Origin of the sequence: Microbacterium sp. LB12 (assembly GCF_037150835.1) — a bacterium.
Taxonomy (GTDB): domain Bacteria; phylum Actinomycetota; class Actinomycetes; order Actinomycetales; family Microbacteriaceae; genus Microbacterium.
Map to the genome: position 1 here is coordinate 383,238 of NZ_JBBCPF010000002.1, position 19,101 is coordinate 402,338.

Consider the following 19,101-nt stretch of genomic DNA (forward strand, 5'->3'; position numbering starts at 1 on the left):
GACGTGAACCTCGGCCCGACCCTCGGGTAGTCTCGCCCGCATGGCCACCGCGACGACGCAGACCCCCCGACGTGAGGCCTTCGGCTCTCGGAACGTGTTCATCCTCTCGGCGATCGGCTCGGCCGTCGGGCTCGGCAATATCTGGCGGTTCCCCTACGTCGCCTACGAGGGCGGCGGCGGCGCGTTCCTGATCCCGTACCTGTGCGCACTGCTGACCGCGGGCATCCCGCTGCTCTTCTTCGACTACGCCATCGGCCACCGCTTCCGCGGGTCGGCACCCCTGGCGTTTCGTCGTCTGCACCGCGCGGCCGAACCCCTCGGCTGGTGGCAGGTGCTCATCTGCGTCGTGATCGCGGTGTACTACGCCGTGATCATCGCGTGGGCGGCCATGTACACGTGGTTCTCTGCCCAGCTCACCTGGGGCGCAGGCAACGAAGACGCCTTCTTCGCCGGCGACTTCCTCCAGGCTCAGGACGTCGCCGAGGTCGGCGTCTCTTCGCAGTTCGTGCCGCAGGTGGGCATCCCGCTGGTCGTGGTCTGGCTCATCGTCATCATGGCGCTCGGGGTGAAACGGGGCATCGGTCGGGCCAACATGATCCTGATGCCGCTGCTCACGGTGATGTTCGCGATCCTCGTCGTGCAGTCGCTGTTCCTCCCCGGTGCCATGGAGGGACTCGACGCGTTCTTCGCCCCGAACTGGGAGGCCCTCGCCGACCCCGGTGTGTGGGCATCGGCATACGGGCACATCTTCTTCTCGCTCTCCGTCGCCTTCGGCATCATGGTCACCTACTCCTCCTACCTCAAGCGGAAGACCGATCTCACGGGGTCGGGGCTCGTGGTCGCGTTCGCGAACTCCGGCTTCGAGATCCTCGCGGGCATCGGCGTGTTCGCCGCTCTGGGCTTCATGGCGCAGGCGCAGGGGACGGAGGTGGCGGGCGTGGCGACGTCCGGCATTGGGCTGGCGTTCGTGGCCTTCCCCACGATCGTCTCGCAGGCGACCGGAGGTTCGATCATCGGCGTGCTGTTCTTCGGGGCCCTGGTGTTCGCGGGAGTGACGTCGTTGATCTCGATCCTCGAGGTGATCGTGGCCGCCCTGCAGGACAAGCTGGGATGGGCGCGGGTGCGCACCACGCTCACGGTCGCCATCCCTCTCGCCATCGTCTCGATGGCCCTGTTCTCGACCACGACGGCGCTCGCGGTGCTCGACACCGTCGACGCGTTCGTCAACTCCTTCGGCATCATGGCCGTCGCGCTGGTCGCGGTGATCGTCGTCGCCTGGCTGCTGCACAAGCTGCCGGTGCTGGTGGAGCACCTCAACCGCCGGTCGAGCTTCCGGGTGGGGACCGCCTGGAAGCTCCTCGTCGGAGTGCTCGCCCCGGTCGTGCTCGGCTACCTCTTCGTCAGCGAGCTCATCGCGAAGACCTCGGAGCCGTACAGCGGCTATCCCGCCGGGTTCCTCGCCGTCTTCGGCTGGGGCATGGTCGTCGCGCTGGTCGTGCTTGCCCTGATCCTGTCGGCGCTCCCGTGGAGCGCGCGCTCCCACGCGAAGCACGACCCCGAGTACGACGCGTTCCTCGCCGAGGAGCAGTACGAGCCGGATGCCGAGACGTCGGCGATACCGGCGGTCGGCACCACGAAGGGAGCGGACGCATGACCCCGATCGCGGTCGTCATGATGGTGATCGCCATGGTCACGGTCTGGGGTGGCCTGGTCGCCGGGATCGTGAACCTCGCACGTCATCCTGAAGAGGCCGAGACGGAGCCCGCTCCGCCCGTCGAGCTCTAGCCGGGAAGGGGCGCCCGTCCGCCGCGCAGAGATCCGGCGGCGAGCACCGCGAGCGCGATCGCGAGCAGCCCGTAGGTGACGACGTCCGAGGGGGCGAGGTGTTCGCCGAGCAGCAGCGCGGCGACGAACATGAGCACCGGCTCGACATAGCTGAGCAGCCCGAACACGGGCATGGTCAGCAGTTCCGATGCCGACAGGTACAACGACAGCGCGGCCGCGCCGGCGAGCCCTGCGAGCAGGACCAGCGCCTGCTGGGCGGGGGAGTCGGCGCCGCGGACGAAGAACAGCATCGGCACCGCCACCAGGCACATCACGGTGATCTCCCCCGCGAAGGCGGCCTGGGTCTCGAGCCCGAAGCGCTTGCGCAGCGCGAAGTACACCGCGTATCCGACGCAGACGACCACCGTGACCCACGAGATCGAGGTCGAGAACACGATCTTCACTCCGACGGCCACCACGGCGATCGCCACCGCCCACCATTGCGTGCGGGAGACGTGCTCGTGGAACAGGAATCGTCCTGACAGTACGAGGATGAGCGGGAGGAGAAGGTATCCGAGCGCAGCGTCGAGCCCGTGCCCGTTCATGGGCGTCCAGGCGAAAAGCCACATCTGCACGCCGAGGATCGCGCCCGTGACGACGAGGACGACCGGCGTCCAGCTCCGACGCCGCAGGGTCGTCCAGAGTGCGGCGAGAGCGCGACGGCTCGCCGGCCACGCCAGGGCGACGCCGAAGCAGGTCGCCGTGACGATCACGCGCCATGCCCACACGGCTTCCGCCGAGGCGTCGAGCAGGCCGGAGACGAAGAACATCCCGCCGAAGAGCACACTCGCCGAAAGCGAACTGAGCACGCCACGCGCGGAGTGGGTCGTGGGCTGGTGCATGAGGATTCCTCGACCAGCGTAGGGGACGGTGTCGGTGCCTCGTGCCACACTGGGCGCACGAACCAGGGAGGCAGGGCATGGCCGCGATCGACCCCAAGAAGACGCTCGACGCGTATCGGGCGAAGCGCGGCGAGTTCCGCATCGTCGAGGTGCCGCCGTTGCAGTACCTGATGGTCGACGGGGCGGGCGATCCGAACACGTCGCCGGCGTTCGCGAACGCGGTGTCCGCACTGTTCCCTCTGGCGTACACGCTCAAGTTCGCGAGCCGGAATGAACTCGGCATCGACACCGTCGTGATGCCGCTCGAAGGGCTCTGGCACGCTCCGGACATGGAGTCGTTCACGTCGCGGCGCGACAAGTCGGACTGGTTGTGGACGCTGTTGATCCTGGTGGGCGACCACGTGACCGCGCAGATGTTCGCCGATGCTGTGGAGTCGGTGGCCCGCAAGGCCGCGAAGAAGAAGGAGCCGGTGGTCGCGCTCGATTCCGTGCGCCTGGAGACCCTCGACGAGGGCAGGTGTGTGCAGACGCTGCACCTCGGCCCCTTCGACGACGAGGGGCCGGTGCTCGACGAGCTGCACCACCGTTTCATTCCGGACAACGGCCTGCGGATGCGCGGGCGGCATCACGAGGTCTACCTGAGCGACCTGCGTCGTACCGACCCCGCGAAGCTGCGCACGATCCTCCGTCAGCCGGTCGCGCCCGGCGTCTGAACACGCGCTCTGTGAAATCAAGCCCCTCTTGAAGTGCGCTCCCGGCCGATAGCCTTCATCGATGAGCACGGTGAAGCACGCTGCCCGCGTCGCCAAGGGGTCGCCGGCGTTCCGGCGGATCGCCCGTGTCGGCTTCGTCGTCCTCGGAGTGATCCACGTGATCATCGGTGCGATCGCGATCTCCATGGCGGCGGGGGCGCCGGGTGACGCGGATCAGGACGGTGCGATGGAGCAGGTGCGCAGCACACCACTGGGCGGACTGCTGCTGCTCGGAATCGCGGTCGGCCTGCTGGCTCTGGCCGTGTGGCAGATCGCGAGCGCGTTCCTCGCCGCAGACCCCGCCGAGACGAAGAAGTGGGGCGCGCGGCTCAAGTTCTTCGGGATCGCCGGCGCGTATCTGGTTGTGGCGGGGATGGCGCTCGTCTACGCCGTGGGCGGGCGGGCCGATTCGGAGGAGGCGTCGAAGACCCTCAGTGCCGCGGTGCTCGCCGCGCCCGGTGGCGTGGTGCTGCTGGTCGTGATCGGCCTCGCGGTGATCGGAGTCGGTGCGGGCTTCGTGGTCGGCGGTTTCACGCGGGGCTTCGAGAAGCTGCTCGACCTTCCCGATGGTGCGGCCCGCGGCGGCATCGTGACGCTCGGAGTGATCGGCTACTTCGGCAAGGGCATCGCTGTCGCGGTCACCGGCGTGCTGTTCGTGGTGGCGGCGGTGACGCAGGATCCCGAGAAGGGTGCCGGCCTGGATGCCGCCCTGCACAGTCTGCTCGGGCTGCCTCTGGGCTCGCTGATCCTGGGGGCCGTCGGGGTCGGGTTCGCGGTCTACGGCGTCTTCTGCATCGCCCGCGCTCGCTTCGCACGCATGTGACCGTGGGTCACGCGGTCGCGGGCTTCTCGCTCCACACCAGCAGGAACGCGCCGAGTGCGATCATCAGTCCGCCTCCGGTCGCACCCATCGCCTCGATGCGGCGAGGGGAACGGCCGAACCAGTCGCGGGCGGCGCTTGCGAGGAGTACCCACACCGCGTCGCAGGTGACGCCGATGGTCACGACGATCACTCCGAGCACGAAGAGCTGCGCGGGCACGGACCCGGCGTGCAGGTCGACGAACTGCGGCAGGATCGCGAGGAAGAACGCGATGGACTTCGGGTTGGTGACGCCGACGACGAAACCCTCGGTGAGCAGCCGCCACCCGGACCGCTTCGGCTGCGTCGACGTCATGGCCCGAGCGGCGTCCTTGCGATGCCGGATCGCCTGGATGCCGAGGAAGATCAGGTAGCCGGCGCCGAGCACCTTCACGATCGTGAACAGCACGACCGATTGCGCGATGACCGTGCCGACGCCGAGCGCGACGGCCACGACGAGCACGATCGAGCCGATCGCCGTCCCGAGGATGCTCAGGAATCCGCCGATCCGTCCGAGCGCCATGGCGCGCCCGATCGTGAACAGCACCGTGGGTCCGGGGATGACCACCATCACGAACGCCGCGACGATGAAGGTCGTGAGTGTCTCGGCGCTGAACATGGTGCGAGCTTAGGGGCGCGCGATGGTCGGGCGCGAGCGGTGCGGACAACGAGCGGTGCGGACGATCGGTGTGGCGTCGCCTCTGCGCCCCGGCTGCTCCCACAGGTGGGAAACTGGAACGATGAGCGTTTCTCCCGGTGTCGACGTGATCGCCCCCCTCAACGAGGCCGAGGTGCGGCGCATCCGCGGGGACTTCCCGATCCTCGGCGCGCAGGTGCACGGGCATCCCCTCGTCTATCTGGACTCCGGGGCGACCTCGCAGCGTCCGCTCGCCGTGCTGGATGCGGAGCGCGACTTCGCGACGTCGATGAACTCGGCCGTGCATCGTGGTGCGCACACTCTCGCCGCGGAGGCGACGGAGCTGTTCGAAGACGCCCGCGCCGCCGTCGCCCGCTTCGTTGGAGCCGGCGACGACGAGATCGTGTGGACCTCGAACGCGACCGAGGCGATCAACCTCGTCGCCTACTCACTCTCGAACGCCTCGCTCGGACGTGGGGGAGCGGCCGCCGAACGACTGCGGCTCCGCGAGGGCGACGAGATCGTGACCACGGAGATGGAGCACCACGCGAACCTCATCCCGTGGCAGGAGCTCGCCGCGCGCACGGGGGCGACCCTCAAGGTCATCCCGCTCGACGACGACGGGGCAGTGCGTCTCGACATCGCGGCCGACCTCATCACGGCACGCACCAGGATCGTGGCGTTCACGCATGTGTCGAACGTGCTCGGTGTGATCAACCCGGTCGATCATCTGGTCGCCCTGGCGCGCGCGGTGGGCGCGCTGACACTGCTGGATGCATGCCAGTCCGCGCCACATCTGCCGCTCGACGTGCGCGCGCTCGATGTCGACTTCGCGGTGCTCTCCGGCCACAAGATGCTCGGCCCGACCGGCATCGGCGCCCTCTACGGTCGCCGTGAGGTGCTGGCCGCGATGCCTCCGTTCCTCACGGGCGGTTCGATGATCACCACGGTCACCACGACCGAGGCCGAGTACCTGCCGCCGCCGCAGCGATTCGAGGCGGGCACGCAGCGCGTGTCCCAGGCGATCGCGCTCGCCGCGGCCGTCGGCTACCTGACCGAGGTGGGCATGCCGCGCATCGCCGCGCATGAGGCCGCGTTCGGACGCCGTCTCGTCGACGGGCTGGGGGCGATCGACGGCGTGCGCGTGCTGGGCGCGGGCATCGACCTGCCGCGCGTGGGGCTCGCGAGCTTCGACGTCGAGGGCATCCACTCGCACGATGTGGGACAGTTCCTCGACGATCTCGGTATCGCGGTGCGCGTCGGCCATCACTGTGCGCAGCCGCTGCACCGCCGCCTGGGGGTCACATCGTCGACGCGGGCGAGCACGTATCTGTACACGACGGACGCCGAGGTGGATGCCGTCATCGACGGTGTCGCCGGAGCGATCGAGTTCTTCCGGAGGGGCGCATGAGCGACCTGCAGAATCTCTATCAGGAGCTGATCCTCGATCACTCGCGCACTCCGCACGGGTACGGACTGCGCGACGAGATCGCGGCGCAGTCGCACCAGCTCAACCCCACGTGCGGAGACGAGATCACGCTGCAGGTGCACCGTGGCTCGGACGGCGGCGTGGAGGCGATCGCGTGGGAGGGGCACGGGTGCGCGATCTCGCAGGCGTCCGCGTCGCTGCTGGCCGAGCTCGCCGAGGGGCTGAGCGTCGAGGAGCTGGAGGTCCGCATCGCGGCGTTCCGCGAGGCGATGCGCTCCCGGGGCAAGATCGAGCCGGACGAGGAGCTGCTCGGCGATGCCGCAGCCCTCGGTGGAGTGTCGAAGTACGTGGCACGCGTGAAGTGCGCCATGCTCGCCTGGGTCGCGGCGGAGGATGCCCTCGCCAAGTCCTGACGCGGGATGACGCGGCGGGAATAGTCGCGCGCCCCGGGCGTTGGGCCGAGCATGACAACTCTCGGAATCATCGGTGCAGGACACATCGGCAGCCAGGTCGCGCGCGTGGCGGTGGCCAACGGATACGACGTCGTGATCGCCAACTCGCGGGGGCCGGAGACGCTCGCCGACCTCGTCGCGGAGCTCGGTCCGCGGGCGAAGGCGGCCACCGCGGAGGACGCCGCGACCGCGGCCGATGTCGCGGTCGTGACCGTGCCGCTGCGTGCGATCGACCGGCTGCCGGCGGAGCAGCTCGCCGGGAAGATCGTCCTCGACACCAACAACTACTACTTCGAGCGCGACGGACACATCGACGCGCTCGACAACGGCGAGGCGACGACCTCGGAGCTCGTGCAGCGTCAGCTGCCGACCTCGAAGATCGCGAAGGCGTTCAACCACATCTACGCCTCCGAGATCACCACCGATGGCGCCCCGACGGGGACGCCGAACCGTCGTGCTCTCGCGACGGCGGGTGACGACGCCGAGGCGGTCGCCTTCGTGACGCGCTTCTACGACGAGGCCGGGTTCGACACCGTCAACGTCGGACCGCTGAGCGAGTCGTGGCGCGTCGAGCGCGATCGTCCGGCGTACGTGGTCCGGCAGAACGCGGAAGAGCTCGCCGCCAATCTCGCGATCGCCAACCGCCTGCCCTGAGCGCCCGAGTTCCGGGTGGGAGGGGCATCGTCGAGCGCTCCTCCCACCCGTCGCCATCCCGGGCGTGTTGGGATACCAAAAGTTGAGGAACCCTCTTCGAAATGCGAGAATGCCCAGATGGCGGGGGCTATGGCGGCGAGCACTGAGCTCGAATCGGTGCGCGTCACGCGGATCCTGCGTGACGACATCGTGCTGGGTCGACGCCTGCCGGGGTCGCGCCTCGTCGAGCGTGACATCGCCGCCGAGTTGAACGTGTCCCGGCTGCCCGTGCGCGAGGCGATCCGCACGCTGGTCTCCGAAGGCGTGGTGGTCGCGCGCCCGCGCACCTGGGCGGTCGTGCGCGAGTTCACCCACCGTGACATCCAGGACTTCGCCGAGGTGCGCGAGGCCATCGAGACGCTGATCTTCGTCTTCGCCGCCGAGCGTCACGACGAGCACGGCATCGCTCGTCTCCGCGGCGCCTACGAGCGTGAGCTCGCGGCCGCGCAGACCGAGGACTCGGAGGCGGCCCGGGTCGCCGCCGCGGAGTTCCATGAGATCGCGGTCGACCTCGCAGCGAACGAGATGCTCGGAGAGCTCATCGCCGTCTTCCTCACCCGGCTGCGCTGGCTGTTCGGCCAGCACGACGATCTGCTCGCGATGGCGGATGAGCATCGCGTCATCCTCGAGGCCTTGGTCGAGCGCGACACCGAGGCGCTGCGCAAGATCATCCCGGAACACCTCGCGAGTGGTCAGGCGGCTGCGGCACGGCGTCTCGCCGACGGCAGCGGCGTGATGGCCTGAGCGCGTCGGCGCGCGCCGCACGAATCCGGGGACAACGGCGACGCGTCCAGTTGTATATTGGTGCGATCGGAGTCGGTCCGGAACTGTTGCGCTGTCCTGGGGAGCGAGATGCGGAATCTTGCTGTCGCGGTCGGTTGCCTGTTGCTTCTCGGGGGATTCGTGCTCGTCGCGATCGCCGATCAGGAGCGAATGACGGCCATCACCGCGGTCAAAGCGGAGATCGTGCGCCTCGAGCACGCGCTCGAGGACTCCCGCGGAGACAACCTCGAGCTGGCCGCCAAGCTCACCGCCCTGCGCGCGCAGATCGCTGAACAGGACGCGCAGATCGCCGACTCGACGGGGTTCCTGCCGTGATGCGGCGGGTGCTGGCGGTCGGGGTCGCCGCGGCGGTGGTGCTCGCGGCCGGCGTGCTCGCGCGGGCGAACGGTCTGGAGCAGGAACGAGTGGCGGCGGTGGCCGAGCTCAACTCCCTGGCTGCTCAGTATCACGAGGCAGGTCAGCGCACGGATTACCTCGACGGTGCGGTCGAGCGGGCCGAGGTCGACACCGCGGATCGTGCGTCGGTGCTGGCCCTGCGCCCGGCGTTCGTCACCGAGATCACGGCGTTGCGTGCCGCGCTCACGACGGCGGACGGGAAGGTCGACACCGCCGCGCACGTGGCGGCAGCGCACTCGGCGCAGCAGACGGTGCTCGGCGAGAAGGAGAACCCGGACACGGTGGCCGCGGCGACGGCGACCGTGCACGCACTCACCGAGAAGATCGACACCGAGGTCGCGACGTGGCAGGCGGCGCAGAGCGCGGGTCCTGTGGGACCTGCCTGGACGTCGAGCGGCCCCGGTGGCTATGCCCGCGTGCGGGCCGCGCTCGATCTGGTCGGAGGCGGCGGGATCGGGCTCTACGAGTCGTCGTCCTGTGCGGGCGGGAATGCGCCGGCCTGCGCCAACAGCAACGGCTACATCAAGTACCGTGCCGACATCGCGAGCTGGAGTGCGGGACGGCTGAACTGGGCTATGGCGCACGAGCTCGCGCACATCTATCAGTTCCGCGTCTGGGGTGCTCTCACGTCGTCCGCCGCGTACGGTTCGCTGTTCGGCAACGACCCGGAGTTCCTGGCCAACTGCATGGCCGTGGTGCGGGGCTACCCCGGTTCGGTCGGGTGCAACGGCGATCAGCAGGCGTGGGCGTCGGGCATCTGGGTCGGTGCGGTCCGCTGAGTCCGCCCGTCTGCGTCGATCGGATTCCGCGCACGCCACCGCGGATGTCGGACGCCTGAGGCATGCTGTTCCGGAACCCGATTCCGGCCACCACCGGGCCCCAGTGATACGGGTACGCTCGTGGAGAGGAGGTACCGGTGGGACGGACAGCGGATGCCATCGCCGAGGGCGTCGCGATCGCGACCGCTGCCGCGCGCCTCGCCGTGAAGAACCACATCCTCATCGGCACCATCGCCGAAGACGGGGTGTTCGACACCGAGAAGTACATCGACGACGCTCGTGAGGCGCTTCGCGCGATGGCCGAGGAGTCGGAGGAGGCGGCCGCGACCGTCACCGCTCTGCGCAAGCGCGCCAGGGGCCGTCATTCCGACCCGGTGGGTACGCACGACTACCGTGACCGCGACGTGCGCAACCTCCGACGACGCGCGAAGCAGTCGACCGGTGTCGCCGTGCGCCTGCGCGAGATCATGGAGGACCGCGAGCGCCTCGCCGAGATCGTCGAAGAGGCCAGGAGCGCGGCCTGGGCCGATGTGCGCCACAACCTCGACCGGCGGCTGCGCGTCGAGGGCATGCGTCCCGACCAGGACCCCGATTACGGGCGCATGCGCGAAGCGCGTATGCAGGCACTCCGACTGGTCGATCTGCAGGCGCTGTCGTCCGAGCAGAGAGCGAAGGCGAAGCGCCGGAAGAAGCAGCAGAAAGCGGCCGCGGCGAGCGACTGAGGCCTCGTTTCGCTTTCCCGTCGGGACTGTTGTAGGCTGTTCCACGGCCCGCTGAGCGGGTCGGGCGCCCGTAGCTCAATGGATAGAGCATCTGACTACGGATCAGAAGGTTAGGGGTTCGAGTCCCTTCGGGCGCACACTGTGTTGAGACAGTGACGAAACGGCTTCCACTTCGGTGGAGGCCGTTTCTGCGTTGACCCGATGTGAGGCGAGCGATGCCGACGCCGCAGGGTCGCGCTACCCCAGCAGCTCGACCCCGAAGCCCGCGACGACCGCGCGGAGCTCCGTGAGGTATCGCTGCGCCTGTTCCGTGAGCGGGATCGCGGAGTGGTCGATCCAGCCGATCTCGATCCGTTCGTCGATGTCGAGCGGGATGGCGACGATCTCCGGGTCGAGGTCGTCGCTGATGATGCCGGTCGAGATCGTGTAGCCGTCGAGCCCGATCATGAGGTTGAAGATGGTGGCGCGGTCGGCGACGCTGATCTCCTGCCTGCTCGACAGGGTGGAGAGGATCTCCTCGGCGAAGTAGAACGAGTTGTTCGCCCCTTGGTCGAAGGTGAGTCGCGGGAGGTCGGCAAGGTCGTCGAGGGTGACGTGATCGCGCGTCGCGAGCGGGTTCTTCCGGGAGATGAAGATGTGCGGCTCGGCGAGGAAGAGCGGGTGGAACGCGAGCCCGGAGTCCCGGAGGAGCTTGTCGATGACGTTCCGGTTGAAGTCGTTCCGGTACAGGATGCCGAGCTCGCTGCGGAGCGTGCGGACGTCTTCGATGATGTCCCAGGTGCGCGTCTCACGGAGGGAGAACTCGTATTCGGCCGCGTTGCTGCCTTTCACCATGCGGACGAACGCGTCGACGACGAACGAGTAGTGCTGCGCGGAGACGCCGAGCAGACGGCGCGACGGCGGCCGGCCGAGGTAGCGCTGTTCGAGGAGGGCCACCTGCTCGGTCACCTGCCGCGCGTAGCCGAGGAACTCGGCCCCGTCGGCGGTGAGCGTGACGCCGCGCGCCGAGCGGAGGAAGAGGGTGCGGCCGACCCGGGCTTCGAGGTCTTTCATCGCCGCGGACATGGTCGGCTGAGCCACGTAGAGCAGATCGGCGGCCGCACTGATCGACCCTTCCGCGGCGACTTCGATGAAGTAGACGAGCTGCTGCAGGGTGATGCCGTTCGATCCGCGAGCCATAGGTGAAGCCTATAGCAACGTATAGTCACGACGACTTACCCGATATCTGCGGATCGGCTGCACGATGGAGTACGACTTCCGTGGCCGACCCCGGCCGATCACCGCTATCAGATGGGCCGCTCATGGCGAACGAACTCGCGTTCCACATCTCCACCACGCGCTTCGACGAGGACTACGCGCCCTCCGAGAGCTCGCGGATCACCACGAACTTCGCCAACCTGGCTCGCGGCGAGCACCGCCAGCAGAACCTCCGCAACGCCCTGACGATGATCGAGCGTCGCTTCAACTCTCTCGCGCACTGGGACAACCCCACCGAGGACCGCTACGGCGTCGAACTCGAGATCGTCTCGGTCGAGTTGGAGTTCACCGCGGGCGGGGAGGACAACCGGTTCCCGCTGCTCGAGGTGCTCGACATCCAGATCGTCGACCGGGTGACCGGCCAGCGCCACCAGGGGATCGTGGGCAACAACTTCTCGTCGTACGTGCGCGACTACGACTTCAGCGTGCTGCTGCCGGCGACCACCGAGGCCGCAGGGAAGTTCACCCTCCCCGATGAATTCGGTGTGCTGCACGGCAAGCTCTTCCAGCACTTCCTCGACTCTCGCGCGTACCGGGAGCGCTTCTCGACGTCGCCCGTCATCTGCATCAGCGTGTCGACGAGCAAGGAGTATCGGCGCACCGCGAACCACCACCCGGTCCTCGGCGTCGAGTATCAGCAGAGCGACTACTCCCTCACCGACGAGTACTTCGGCAAGATGGGGCTGCAGGTCCGGTACTTCATGCCTCCCGGAAGCGTGGCGCCCCTCGCGTTCTACTTCACGGGCGACCTGCTGGGCGACTACACGAACCTGCAGCTGATCGGCACCATCAGCACGATGGAGACGTTCCAGAAGATCTACCGTCCGGAGATCTACAACGCGAACGCGGTGGCGGCGAGCGTCTACCGGCCGACCCTCGACCAGCAGAACTACTCGTCGACGCAGATCGCATACGACCGTGTCGAGCGCAGCCAGCTCGCGAGCGCGCAGGGGAAGTACACGGAGGAGCACTTCATGAAGCCGCATCGGGACGTGCTCGAACGGTGGGCCGCCGGCGACGCGACCCTGGTCGCCTGATCCAGGGAGCATCGCGAGCATGACCACTCTTCTCCCCACCTCGATCGTCGGCAGCCTGCCGAAGCCCTCCTGGCTCGCACAGCCGGAGACCCTCTGGTCCCCCTGGAAGCTGGAGGGTGACGCCCTGATCGAGGGCACGCAGGATGCGCTGCGCATCGCCGTGCAGGAGCAGCGCCAGTCCGGCATCGACATCATCAGCGACGGCGAGCAGACCCGCCAGCACTTCGTCACGACGTTCATCGAGCACCTCGACGGGGTCGACTTCGATCGGCGCGAGACCGTGCGCATCCGCAACCGCTACGACGCGAGCGTGCCAACGGTGGTCGGCGAGGTGAGCCGCCCCAAGCCGGTGTTCGTCGACGACGCGAAGTACCTCCGCCAGCAGACCGACCGGCCGATCAAGTGGGCGCTCCCCGGGCCGATGACCATGATCGACACCCTGGCCGACCGTCACTACCGCAGCCGCGAGAAGCTGGCGTGGGAGTTCGCGACGATCCTCAACGAGGAGGCGCGGGAACTCGAGGCGGCGGGCGTCGACATCATCCAGTTCGACGAGCCCTCCTTCAACGTCTTCTTCGACGAGGTGCACGACTGGGGAGTGGCGGCGCTGGAGCGAGCCGCGGAGGGGTTGCGCGCCGAGACCGTCGTGCACATCTGCTACGGCTACGGCATCAAGGCGAACACCGACTGGAAGGCGACTCTCGGATCGGAGTGGCGCCAGTACGAGGAGTCGTTCCCGCTGCTGCAGCGGTCCGCGATCGACGTCATCTCGCTGGAGAGCCAGAACTCCCATGTGCCGATCGACCTTCTCGAACTCGTCCGCGGCAAGAAGGTCATGCTCGGGGCCATCGATGTGGCGAGGCACGAGATCGAGACTCCGGAGCAGGTCGCCGAGACTCTTCGGAGAGCGCTCTCGTTCGTGGATGCGGACAAGCTGATCCCCAGCACGAACTGTGGCATGGCTCCGCTGCCCCGCGACGTCGCGCGCGGCAAGATGGGCGCGCTCAGTGCGGGTGCGGCGATCGTGCGCGAGGAGCTCTCCGTCGCGCGAGTCTGACTCCGATCGAACTCAGTCGATCAGCGACGTGATGGCGGGATCGCGCTCGGCGACGTCCGCGGCCGTCGCGATGATGGCGCGACGCATGGCCGCCACCGCCACGGCGGGTGTGACGTCGGAGCGGTGCGCCAGGCTGATCGTGCGCGACATCGCCGGGTGGGCGAGTCGAGCCGAACGCAGCAGCGGCCGATCGAACAGCACCATGGCGGGCACGACGGCGACGCCCACTCCGTGTTCGACGAAGCGGAGCACGGCGTCCATCTCGGCGCCTTCCAGTGCGAGCTTCGGGGTGAGGTCGGCGGCGCGGAACGCAGCATCCATCGTGGCCCGCAGCTCGTAGCTCTCATCGAAGGCGATCAGCGGCAGGGTGGCCAGGTGCGCCAGGCTGATCGACGGGCCGTGGGTGACGGGAGGGGCGGCTGCGGACGAGACGACCACCAGTTCCTCCGACAACAGCGGCATGTGGGTGAGGCTGACCCCGGCGGGCGTCGTGCCATCCGACTGGGTCACGAGCGCGATGTCGACCGCGCCGACGGCGAGCTGTTCGACGAGGAGGCGCGATCCCCCCTCGATCAGGTGCAGGTCGATGTCCGGGTAGGCGGTGTGGAATGCGCTGAGAGCTTCCGCGACGAGGCTGATGCAGAGGGTCGGCGGGGCTCCGAGTCGCACGCGTCCGCGCCGGAGCCCGGCGAGCTCGCCCATCTCGTCGCGGATGGCATCGGCCTCCGCGAGCATCCGCTGAGCACGGGGGAGCAGGGCTTCACCCGCTGCGGTGAGAGCGATGTGGCCGCGTGCACGGTGGAACAGCTCGGCGCCCAGTTCGCGTTCGAGAGTCGAGATCTGCCGACTCAGCGACGGCTGCGCGAGGTGCAGGTGCTCGGAGGCGCGGGTGAAGTGTCCGAGACGCGCGACCTCGACGAACCCGCGGAGCTGCTCGAGGTTCATGACCATAGCCTACCCGCATCGTTTCCACTCGAACTATGCATTGGAGTTATTAGGGTGCCCTAACTAGCGTGGAGCGCATGGCTACCCCCGAACGTCAGATATCCACCACCGTCCTCGTCATCGGCACCGGTGGTTCCGGCCTCCGCGCCGCGATCGAGATCGCTGAGCACGGTGTCGACGTGCTCGCCGTCGGCAAACGCCCGCGACAAGACGCGCACACCTCTCTCGCGGCAGGCGGCATCAACGCCGCACTCGGCACGATGGATGCCGAAGACAGCTGGCAGCAGCACGCCGCCGACACCATCAAGGAGAGCTACCTGCTCGCCAACCCGCACACGGTCGAGATCGTCACGCAGGGCGCCGAACGCGGCATCCGCGATCTGGAGCGCTGGGGCATGGACTTCGCCCGCGAAGACGACGGCCGCATCTCGCAGCGCTTCTTCGGCGCACACACGTTCCGCCGCACCGCCTTCGCCGGCGACTACACGGGCCTCGAGATCCAGCGCACCCTCGTGCGCAAGGCCGAGCAGCTCGACGTGCCGATCCTCGACCACGTCTACATCACGCGCCTCCTCGTGCGCGACAACGTGGTGTTCGGCGCCTACGGGTTCGATCAGGCCGACGGCACCCGCTACCTCATCCACGCCGACGCCGTGATCCTCGCCGCCGGCGGACACAACCGCATCTGGCGCCGCACGTCTTCGCGTCGCGACGAGAACACCGGCGACTCGTTCCGTCTCGCCGTCGACGCCGGTGCACGACTGCGCGACCCCGAGCTGGTGCAGTTCCACCCCTCCGGCATCATCGAGCCGGAGAGCGCCGCGGGAACGCTCATCTCCGAGGCCGCACGCGGCGAGGGCGGCATCCTGCGCAACGCCCTCGGCGAGCGGTTCATGGCGAAGTACGACCCGGAGCGGATGGAGCTGTCGACCCGCGACCGGGTCGCGCTCGCCGCCTACACCGAGATCAAGGAAGGGCGCGGGACCGAGAACGGCGGCGTCTGGCTCGACGTGTCGCACCTGCCGCGCGAGACGATCATGACCCGTCTGCCCCGCGTCTATCAGACGATGATGGAGCTGCAGATGCTCGACATCACCACCGACCCGATCGAGATCGCGCCGACCGCGCACTACTCGATGGGTGGCGTGTGGGTGCGCCCCGAAGATCATCAGACCGACGTCGAAGGGCTCTATGCGATCGGTGAGGCGTCGAGCGGACTGCACGGGGCGAACCGTCTCGGCGGAAACTCGCTCATCGAGCTGCTGGTCTACGGTCGCATCGTCGGCCAGGCGGCCATGGAGCACGCGGCCGGTCTCGACGCGCAGCGCCGTTCGGCAGAGGCCGTCGCCACGGCGCGGGCCGAGATCGACGACCTGCTCGCCGCCGAGGGGCGCGAGAACGTGCGCGCCCTGCAGCGGGCGATCCGCAACCTCATGACCGAGTACGCAGGAGTCGTGCGATCCGAGGAGGGACTGCGTGCCGGGCTCGCCGACCTCGACATGATCGAGGGGCGCATGGAGGACATCGGCATCCACCCCGACATCGCCGGGTTCCAGGATCTCGCCCACGCCTTCGACCTCAAGGCCTCGGCACTCGCGGCCCGTGCCACCCTCGAAGCGGCGCTGGAGCGTCGCGAGACCCGCGGATGCCACAACCGCAGCGACTTCCCCGACAGCGACCCCACGCTGCAGGTGAACCTCGTGTGGTCGCCGACCACCGGCGTGACGCGCGAGCACATCCCGCCGATCTCCGCCGAGATCGCCGAGCTCATGCGCGAGGTCGACACCACGGGCAAGCTCGTCGAGTAGTCCGCGCCGTTCTTCGCAGAACAGCAGAAGGGTCGCAGGAATCCCCGTGATTCCTGCGACCCTTCTGTCGAACTGCGAAGTTCTGCAGGGAGCGAAGTCACTCCTCCGTGTCGATCACGCCGATACCGACCGCCTCATGGTCGGGCTCGGGGTCGCTCCGCTTCTCCGGTGCCTTCGGCTCCTCGCCCGGATCCTTCTCCGTGCTCGGCTCCTTCAACTGCTCGGTCGTGGGCTCTTCGCTCGGTTCGGGAGTGCTGTCCGTCATGATCGTCCCTTCGTCGATCCATCCAGGATGCCCCGGTCGGGCGAGCCGGTGAAGGGGGTTGACGACGCGGCGGGTTAACCGCGGTGAACCGAATCCGGGGAATCGCGCGTAGCCTGGAGGAGTGACTGCGTACGTCTCGGCCTTCGACCTGTTCTCCATCGGAGTGGGACCTTCGAGTTCCCATACAGTCGGACCGATGCGCGCGGCTCTCGACTTCGCCCGACGCCTCACCGCCACCGGGGTCCTGCCGCGCGTGGCCCGCGTCGGCTGCACCCTGTACGGATCGCTCGGCGCCACGGGCATCGGGCACGGCACGCCGGATGCGGTCGTCGCCGGCCTGCGCGGACTTTCCCCGGAGACGTGCGATCCCTCCGCGGTGCGGTCGGCGTGGACGGACTATCCCGCGGGCGAGCCGCTCACGATCGACGGCGCGCAGGAGGTCCCGTTCGCGAAGGACGATATCGTCTTCGCGCCGCGCACGCGCCTGCCCGGCCACCCGAACGCGATGACGCTCACGGCCTGGGCGCCCGATGGTGAGATCCTCTCCGAGCAGACCTACTACTCCGTGGGCGGCGGCTTCATCCGCCGAGACGGCGAAGAGGCGAAGCTCACGACCGCGGGATTCCCCTACTCCTATGCGGATGCCGCCTCGCTGCTCGCCCTGTGCGACGAGAACGGACTGTCGATCGCGGAGCTCGCCCGGCTCAACGAGACCTCGCTGCGCAGCGAGGAGGAGGTGGCGGCGGGCCTCGACGCGATCTGGGATGCGATGGCGGGATGCGTGGACGCCGGGCTGCACGCCGACGGCACCCTCCCTGGCATCCTGAAGGTCAAGCGGCGGGCCGGTGTGATCCGCGGCCAGCTCGAAGAGGTGGAGGCCGACGGGCATCGCGAGCTTCCCGGCGAGTGGCTCGGCGCGTTCGCGTTGGCGGTGAACGAGGAGAACGCGGCCGGGGGGCGCGTGGTCACCGCACCGACGAACGGGGCGGCCGGAATCCTCCCCGCCGTCGCGATGTACTGGTGGCGGTTCCTCGCCGACTCCGGCCTCGGGGCAGGCAATGCCGTCACGCCCTACGGCGAGCTGGTCGGCAGCGCGCTGCTGGGTTTCGAGGCGGATGCCCGAGCGATCGATGCGGGACACGACCTCGATGACGAGCAGACGGCCGAGGCGAACCGTCGCCGTGGTATCCGTCGGTTCCTGTTGACGGCCACGGCGCTCGGCTCGCTGTTCAAGGCCAACGCGTCGATCTCCGGTGCCGAAGGCGGATGCCAGGCGGAGGTCGGATCCGCATGCGCCATGGCGGCGGGCGGGCTGACGGCCGTGATGGGCGGCACCAACCGGCAGATCGAGAACGCCGCGGAGATCGCGATGGAGCACCACCTCGGACTCACGTGCGACCCGATCGGCGGACTCGTGCAGATCCCGTGCATCGAGCGCAACGCGATCGCCGCATCCACCGCGGTCACCGCCGCGCGTCTCGCTCTGCGCGGTGACGGCAGCCACTATGTCTCCCTGGATGCGGTCGTCGAGACGATGCGCCAAACCGGCGCCGACATGTCGACGAAGTACAAGGAGACCAGCGAGGGTGGTCTCGCGGTCAACGTCATCGAGTGCTGACCCCCTTCCCGCCTGGTCGACCCACCCCCTTCGGCGCGACCCACCCCTTTGTGGACGCGCGCAAGGGGGTGGGTCGCACGCAGGGGGGTGGGTCGGCGGCGGGTCGAGGGGCGTGGGGGTGTGGCGCGGGTGTCGGTGAGGCCGGGTAGCGTGCGTGACTATGGAGAAGGGGAGGGGAGGGATGGACGACTTCTGGGATCCGAGCTCGCGGCGGCGACGACAGCAGCCGGTGGTCTCGGTGCAGCCGAACGATGACGCTCCGACCCCCGGCGCGCAGTGGCCCACGAGCATCCCGGCCGTCGCCCAGGTGCTGCGGGAAGGGATCGACCTCGACGCGGGAGTGACCTTCCTCGTGGGCGAGAACGGCAGCGGCAAGTCGACCCTGGTCGAGGGCATCGCGATCGCCTACGGCCTCTCGCCGGAGGGCGGGTCGCGGCAGGCCCGCCACACCACCCGTGCCACCGAGTCCCCGCTGTCGGAGTGGCTGCGGCTGCAGCGGGGAGTGGGCGCGAACCGCTGGGGCTTCTTCCTGCGCGCCGAGACGATGCACTCGTTCTACACGTACCTCGAAGACAATCCGTCGACCCGCAGCCCGGATGTGTCCTTCCACGAGATGAGTCACGGTGAGTCGTTCCTCGCTCTGCTGGAAAGCCGCTTCGATGAGCCGGGTTTCTACTGTCTCGACGAGCCGGAGGCGGCGCTCTCGTTCAACTCGACGCTCGCGCTCATCGCGGTGCTCCGTCGCATCGCCGAAGAGGGCGGTCAGGTGCTGTGCGCGACGCACTCGCCGGTGCTGGCCGCGCTTCCGGGCGCAAAGATCCTCGAAGTCGGGGAGTGGGGCATCCGCCCGGCCGAGTGGGACGATCTCGAGATCGTGAACCACTGGCGCTCGTTCCTCGATGAGCCGAACCGCTACCTCCGTCACCTCCTCGATTGAGCGGACCCG

The 19,101-nt window shown here is 68.6% G+C and carries 21 protein-coding genes and 1 tRNA gene; 17 read left to right on the plus strand and 5 right to left on the minus strand.

The window, feature by feature from the left end; translation table 11 throughout:
- Window positions 1-40: 40 nt before the first annotated feature.
- Both WFM69_RS06305 and WFM69_RS06310 read left to right on the plus strand, forming a co-directional pair.
- On the plus strand, window positions 41-1,654 hold the full coding sequence (locus WFM69_RS06305) for a sodium-dependent transporter (protein ID WP_337002782.1): 1,614 nt from the start codon (window positions 41-43) through the stop codon (window positions 1,652-1,654).
- Window positions 1,651-1,785, plus strand: coding sequence for a methionine/alanine import family NSS transporter small subunit (locus WFM69_RS06310; RefSeq protein WP_337002784.1), 135 nt, complete (start codon window positions 1,651-1,653; stop codon window positions 1,783-1,785). The genes WFM69_RS06305 and WFM69_RS06310 overlap by 4 nt, the downstream gene beginning before the upstream one ends.
- Here the strand turns inward: WFM69_RS06310 and rarD are convergent.
- Window positions 1,782-2,666 carry an EamA family transporter RarD gene (gene rarD, locus WFM69_RS06315; protein WP_337002786.1) on the minus strand — a complete coding sequence of 295 codons (885 nt, stop codon included), beginning with the start codon at window positions 2,664-2,666 and terminating at the stop codon, window positions 1,782-1,784. The genes WFM69_RS06310 and rarD overlap by 4 nt on opposite strands.
- A 77-nt stretch (window positions 2,667-2,743) precedes the next feature.
- Between rarD and WFM69_RS06320 the strand changes: the two genes are divergently transcribed.
- Together WFM69_RS06320 and WFM69_RS06325 are read left to right on the plus strand one after the other, a co-directional pair.
- Window positions 2,744-3,379 carry a GyrI-like domain-containing protein gene (locus tag WFM69_RS06320; RefSeq protein WP_337002788.1) on the plus strand — a complete coding sequence of 212 codons (636 nt, stop codon included), beginning with the start codon at window positions 2,744-2,746 and terminating at the stop codon, window positions 3,377-3,379.
- Between the two features lie 61 nt (window positions 3,380-3,440).
- Window positions 3,441-4,241, plus strand: coding sequence for a DUF1206 domain-containing protein (locus WFM69_RS06325; RefSeq protein WP_337002790.1), 801 nt, complete (start codon window positions 3,441-3,443; stop codon window positions 4,239-4,241).
- Window positions 4,242-4,248: 7 nt separating this feature from the next.
- On the opposite strand, the gene WFM69_RS06330 is transcribed toward WFM69_RS06325, so the two are convergent.
- Window positions 4,249-4,896: a LysE family translocator gene (locus WFM69_RS06330; RefSeq protein WP_337002792.1), complete on the minus strand. Its 648-nt coding sequence runs from the start codon at window positions 4,894-4,896 to the stop codon at window positions 4,249-4,251.
- A gap of 121 nt (window positions 4,897-5,017) precedes the next feature.
- Between WFM69_RS06330 and WFM69_RS06335 the strand changes: the two genes are divergently transcribed.
- The 8 genes from WFM69_RS06335 (at window position 5,018) to WFM69_RS06370 (ending at window position 10,305) form a co-directional block, all read left to right on the plus strand.
- Window positions 5,018-6,325: an aminotransferase class V-fold PLP-dependent enzyme gene (locus tag WFM69_RS06335; RefSeq protein ID WP_337002794.1), complete on the plus strand. Its 1,308-nt coding sequence runs from the start codon at window positions 5,018-5,020 to the stop codon at window positions 6,323-6,325.
- Window positions 6,322-6,756, plus strand: coding sequence for a Fe-S cluster assembly sulfur transfer protein SufU (sufU, locus tag WFM69_RS06340; protein ID WP_337002796.1), 435 nt, complete (start codon window positions 6,322-6,324; stop codon window positions 6,754-6,756). Before WFM69_RS06335 ends, sufU begins: the two co-directional genes overlap by 4 nt.
- 51 nt (window positions 6,757-6,807) lie before the next feature.
- Window positions 6,808-7,449, plus strand: coding sequence for an NADPH-dependent F420 reductase (locus WFM69_RS06345; RefSeq protein ID WP_337002798.1), 642 nt, complete (start codon window positions 6,808-6,810; stop codon window positions 7,447-7,449).
- 129 nt (window positions 7,450-7,578) lie between these two features.
- Window positions 7,579-8,232 carry a GntR family transcriptional regulator gene (locus WFM69_RS06350; protein ID WP_337002800.1) on the plus strand — a complete coding sequence of 218 codons (654 nt, stop codon included), beginning with the start codon at window positions 7,579-7,581 and terminating at the stop codon, window positions 8,230-8,232.
- Window positions 8,233-8,340: 108 nt separating this feature from the next.
- Entirely contained in the window at window positions 8,341-8,586 is a 246-nt protein-coding gene (locus WFM69_RS06355) for a hypothetical protein (protein ID WP_337002802.1), read from the plus strand.
- A complete protein-coding gene (locus WFM69_RS06360; protein WP_337003050.1) occupies window positions 8,586-9,446 on the plus strand; it encodes a hypothetical protein in 861 nt (286 codons plus the stop codon). The genes WFM69_RS06355 and WFM69_RS06360 overlap by 1 nt, the downstream gene beginning before the upstream one ends.
- Before the next feature lie 137 nt (window positions 9,447-9,583).
- Window positions 9,584-10,168 (plus strand): asparagine synthase, encoded by a 585-nt coding sequence (locus WFM69_RS06365; RefSeq protein WP_337002804.1) that lies wholly within the window; start codon window positions 9,584-9,586, stop codon window positions 10,166-10,168.
- Between the two features lie 64 nt (window positions 10,169-10,232).
- A tRNA-Arg gene (locus tag WFM69_RS06370) sits at window positions 10,233-10,305 on the plus strand.
- Between the two features lie 100 nt (window positions 10,306-10,405).
- Here the strand turns inward: WFM69_RS06370 and WFM69_RS06375 are convergent.
- Entirely contained in the window at window positions 10,406-11,347 is a 942-nt protein-coding gene (locus WFM69_RS06375) for a LysR family transcriptional regulator (protein WP_337002806.1), read from the minus strand.
- Window positions 11,348-11,469: 122 nt separating this feature from the next.
- Between WFM69_RS06375 and WFM69_RS06380 the strand changes: the two genes are divergently transcribed.
- Window positions 11,470-12,462, plus strand: a complete 993-nt coding sequence (locus tag WFM69_RS06380) for a DUF1852 domain-containing protein (protein ID WP_337002808.1) — start codon at window positions 11,470-11,472, stop codon at window positions 12,460-12,462.
- Window positions 12,463-12,481: 19 nt separating this feature from the next.
- Window positions 12,482-13,519: a methionine synthase gene (locus tag WFM69_RS06385; protein ID WP_337002810.1), complete on the plus strand. Its 1,038-nt coding sequence runs from the start codon at window positions 12,482-12,484 to the stop codon at window positions 13,517-13,519.
- A gap of 12 nt (window positions 13,520-13,531) precedes the next feature.
- Here WFM69_RS06385 and WFM69_RS06390 read toward each other — a convergent pair whose 3' ends face one another.
- Window positions 13,532-14,464: a LysR family transcriptional regulator gene (locus tag WFM69_RS06390; RefSeq protein WP_337002812.1), complete on the minus strand. Its 933-nt coding sequence runs from the start codon at window positions 14,462-14,464 to the stop codon at window positions 13,532-13,534.
- A 77-nt stretch (window positions 14,465-14,541) separates the two neighbouring features.
- On the opposite strand from WFM69_RS06390, the gene WFM69_RS06395 reads away from it, so the two are divergent.
- Window positions 14,542-16,272, plus strand: coding sequence for an L-aspartate oxidase (locus WFM69_RS06395; RefSeq protein ID WP_337002814.1), 1,731 nt, complete (start codon window positions 14,542-14,544; stop codon window positions 16,270-16,272).
- Between the two features lie 97 nt (window positions 16,273-16,369).
- Here WFM69_RS06395 and WFM69_RS06400 read toward each other — a convergent pair whose 3' ends face one another.
- Complete coding sequence (locus tag WFM69_RS06400) at window positions 16,370-16,537, minus strand: hypothetical protein (RefSeq protein ID WP_337002816.1); 168 nt, start codon at window positions 16,535-16,537, stop codon at window positions 16,370-16,372.
- 121 nt (window positions 16,538-16,658) lie between these two features.
- Between WFM69_RS06400 and WFM69_RS06405 the strand changes: the two genes are divergently transcribed.
- Both WFM69_RS06405 and WFM69_RS06410 read left to right on the plus strand, forming a co-directional pair.
- On the plus strand, window positions 16,659-18,155 hold the full coding sequence (locus tag WFM69_RS06405; RefSeq protein ID WP_337002818.1) for an L-serine ammonia-lyase, iron-sulfur-dependent, subunit alpha: 1,497 nt from the start codon (window positions 16,659-16,661) through the stop codon (window positions 18,153-18,155).
- Window positions 18,156-18,336: 181 nt separating this feature from the next.
- Entirely contained in the window at window positions 18,337-19,092 is a 756-nt protein-coding gene (locus WFM69_RS06410; protein ID WP_337002820.1) for an AAA family ATPase, read from the plus strand.
- The last annotated feature ends 9 nt before the right edge of the window (window positions 19,093-19,101 follow it).

Bases quoted from the DNA above. Each gene is read 5' to 3' on its own strand.
- WFM69_RS06305 (WP_337002782.1), top strand. From the start codon at position 41: ATGGCCACCGCGACGACGCAGACCCCCCGACGTGAGGCCTTCGGCTCT.
- WFM69_RS06310 (WP_337002784.1), top strand. From the start codon at position 1,651: ATGACCCCGATCGCGGTCGTCATGATGGTGATCGCCATGGTCACGGTC.
- rarD (WP_337002786.1), bottom strand. From the start codon at position 2,666: ATGCACCAGCCCACGACCCACTCCGCGCGTGGCGTGCTCAGTTCGCTT.
- WFM69_RS06320 (WP_337002788.1), top strand. From the start codon at position 2,744: ATGGCCGCGATCGACCCCAAGAAGACGCTCGACGCGTATCGGGCGAAG.
- WFM69_RS06325 (WP_337002790.1), top strand. From the start codon at position 3,441: ATGAGCACGGTGAAGCACGCTGCCCGCGTCGCCAAGGGGTCGCCGGCG.
- WFM69_RS06330 (WP_337002792.1), bottom strand. From the start codon at position 4,896: ATGTTCAGCGCCGAGACACTCACGACCTTCATCGTCGCGGCGTTCGTG.
- WFM69_RS06335 (WP_337002794.1), top strand. From the start codon at position 5,018: ATGAGCGTTTCTCCCGGTGTCGACGTGATCGCCCCCCTCAACGAGGCC.
- sufU (WP_337002796.1), top strand. From the start codon at position 6,322: ATGAGCGACCTGCAGAATCTCTATCAGGAGCTGATCCTCGATCACTCG.
- WFM69_RS06345 (WP_337002798.1), top strand. From the start codon at position 6,808: ATGACAACTCTCGGAATCATCGGTGCAGGACACATCGGCAGCCAGGTC.
- WFM69_RS06350 (WP_337002800.1), top strand. From the start codon at position 7,579: ATGGCGGCGAGCACTGAGCTCGAATCGGTGCGCGTCACGCGGATCCTG.
- WFM69_RS06355 (WP_337002802.1), top strand. From the start codon at position 8,341: ATGCGGAATCTTGCTGTCGCGGTCGGTTGCCTGTTGCTTCTCGGGGGA.
- WFM69_RS06360 (WP_337003050.1), top strand. From the start codon at position 8,586: ATGCGGCGGGTGCTGGCGGTCGGGGTCGCCGCGGCGGTGGTGCTCGCG.
- WFM69_RS06375 (WP_337002806.1), bottom strand. From the start codon at position 11,347: ATGGCTCGCGGATCGAACGGCATCACCCTGCAGCAGCTCGTCTACTTC.
- WFM69_RS06380 (WP_337002808.1), top strand. From the start codon at position 11,470: ATGGCGAACGAACTCGCGTTCCACATCTCCACCACGCGCTTCGACGAG.
- WFM69_RS06385 (WP_337002810.1), top strand. From the start codon at position 12,482: ATGACCACTCTTCTCCCCACCTCGATCGTCGGCAGCCTGCCGAAGCCC.
- WFM69_RS06390 (WP_337002812.1), bottom strand. From the start codon at position 14,464: ATGAACCTCGAGCAGCTCCGCGGGTTCGTCGAGGTCGCGCGTCTCGGA.
- WFM69_RS06395 (WP_337002814.1), top strand. From the start codon at position 14,542: ATGGCTACCCCCGAACGTCAGATATCCACCACCGTCCTCGTCATCGGC.
- WFM69_RS06400 (WP_337002816.1), bottom strand. From the start codon at position 16,537: ATGACGGACAGCACTCCCGAACCGAGCGAAGAGCCCACGACCGAGCAG.
- WFM69_RS06410 (WP_337002820.1), top strand. From the start codon at position 18,337: ATGGACGACTTCTGGGATCCGAGCTCGCGGCGGCGACGACAGCAGCCG.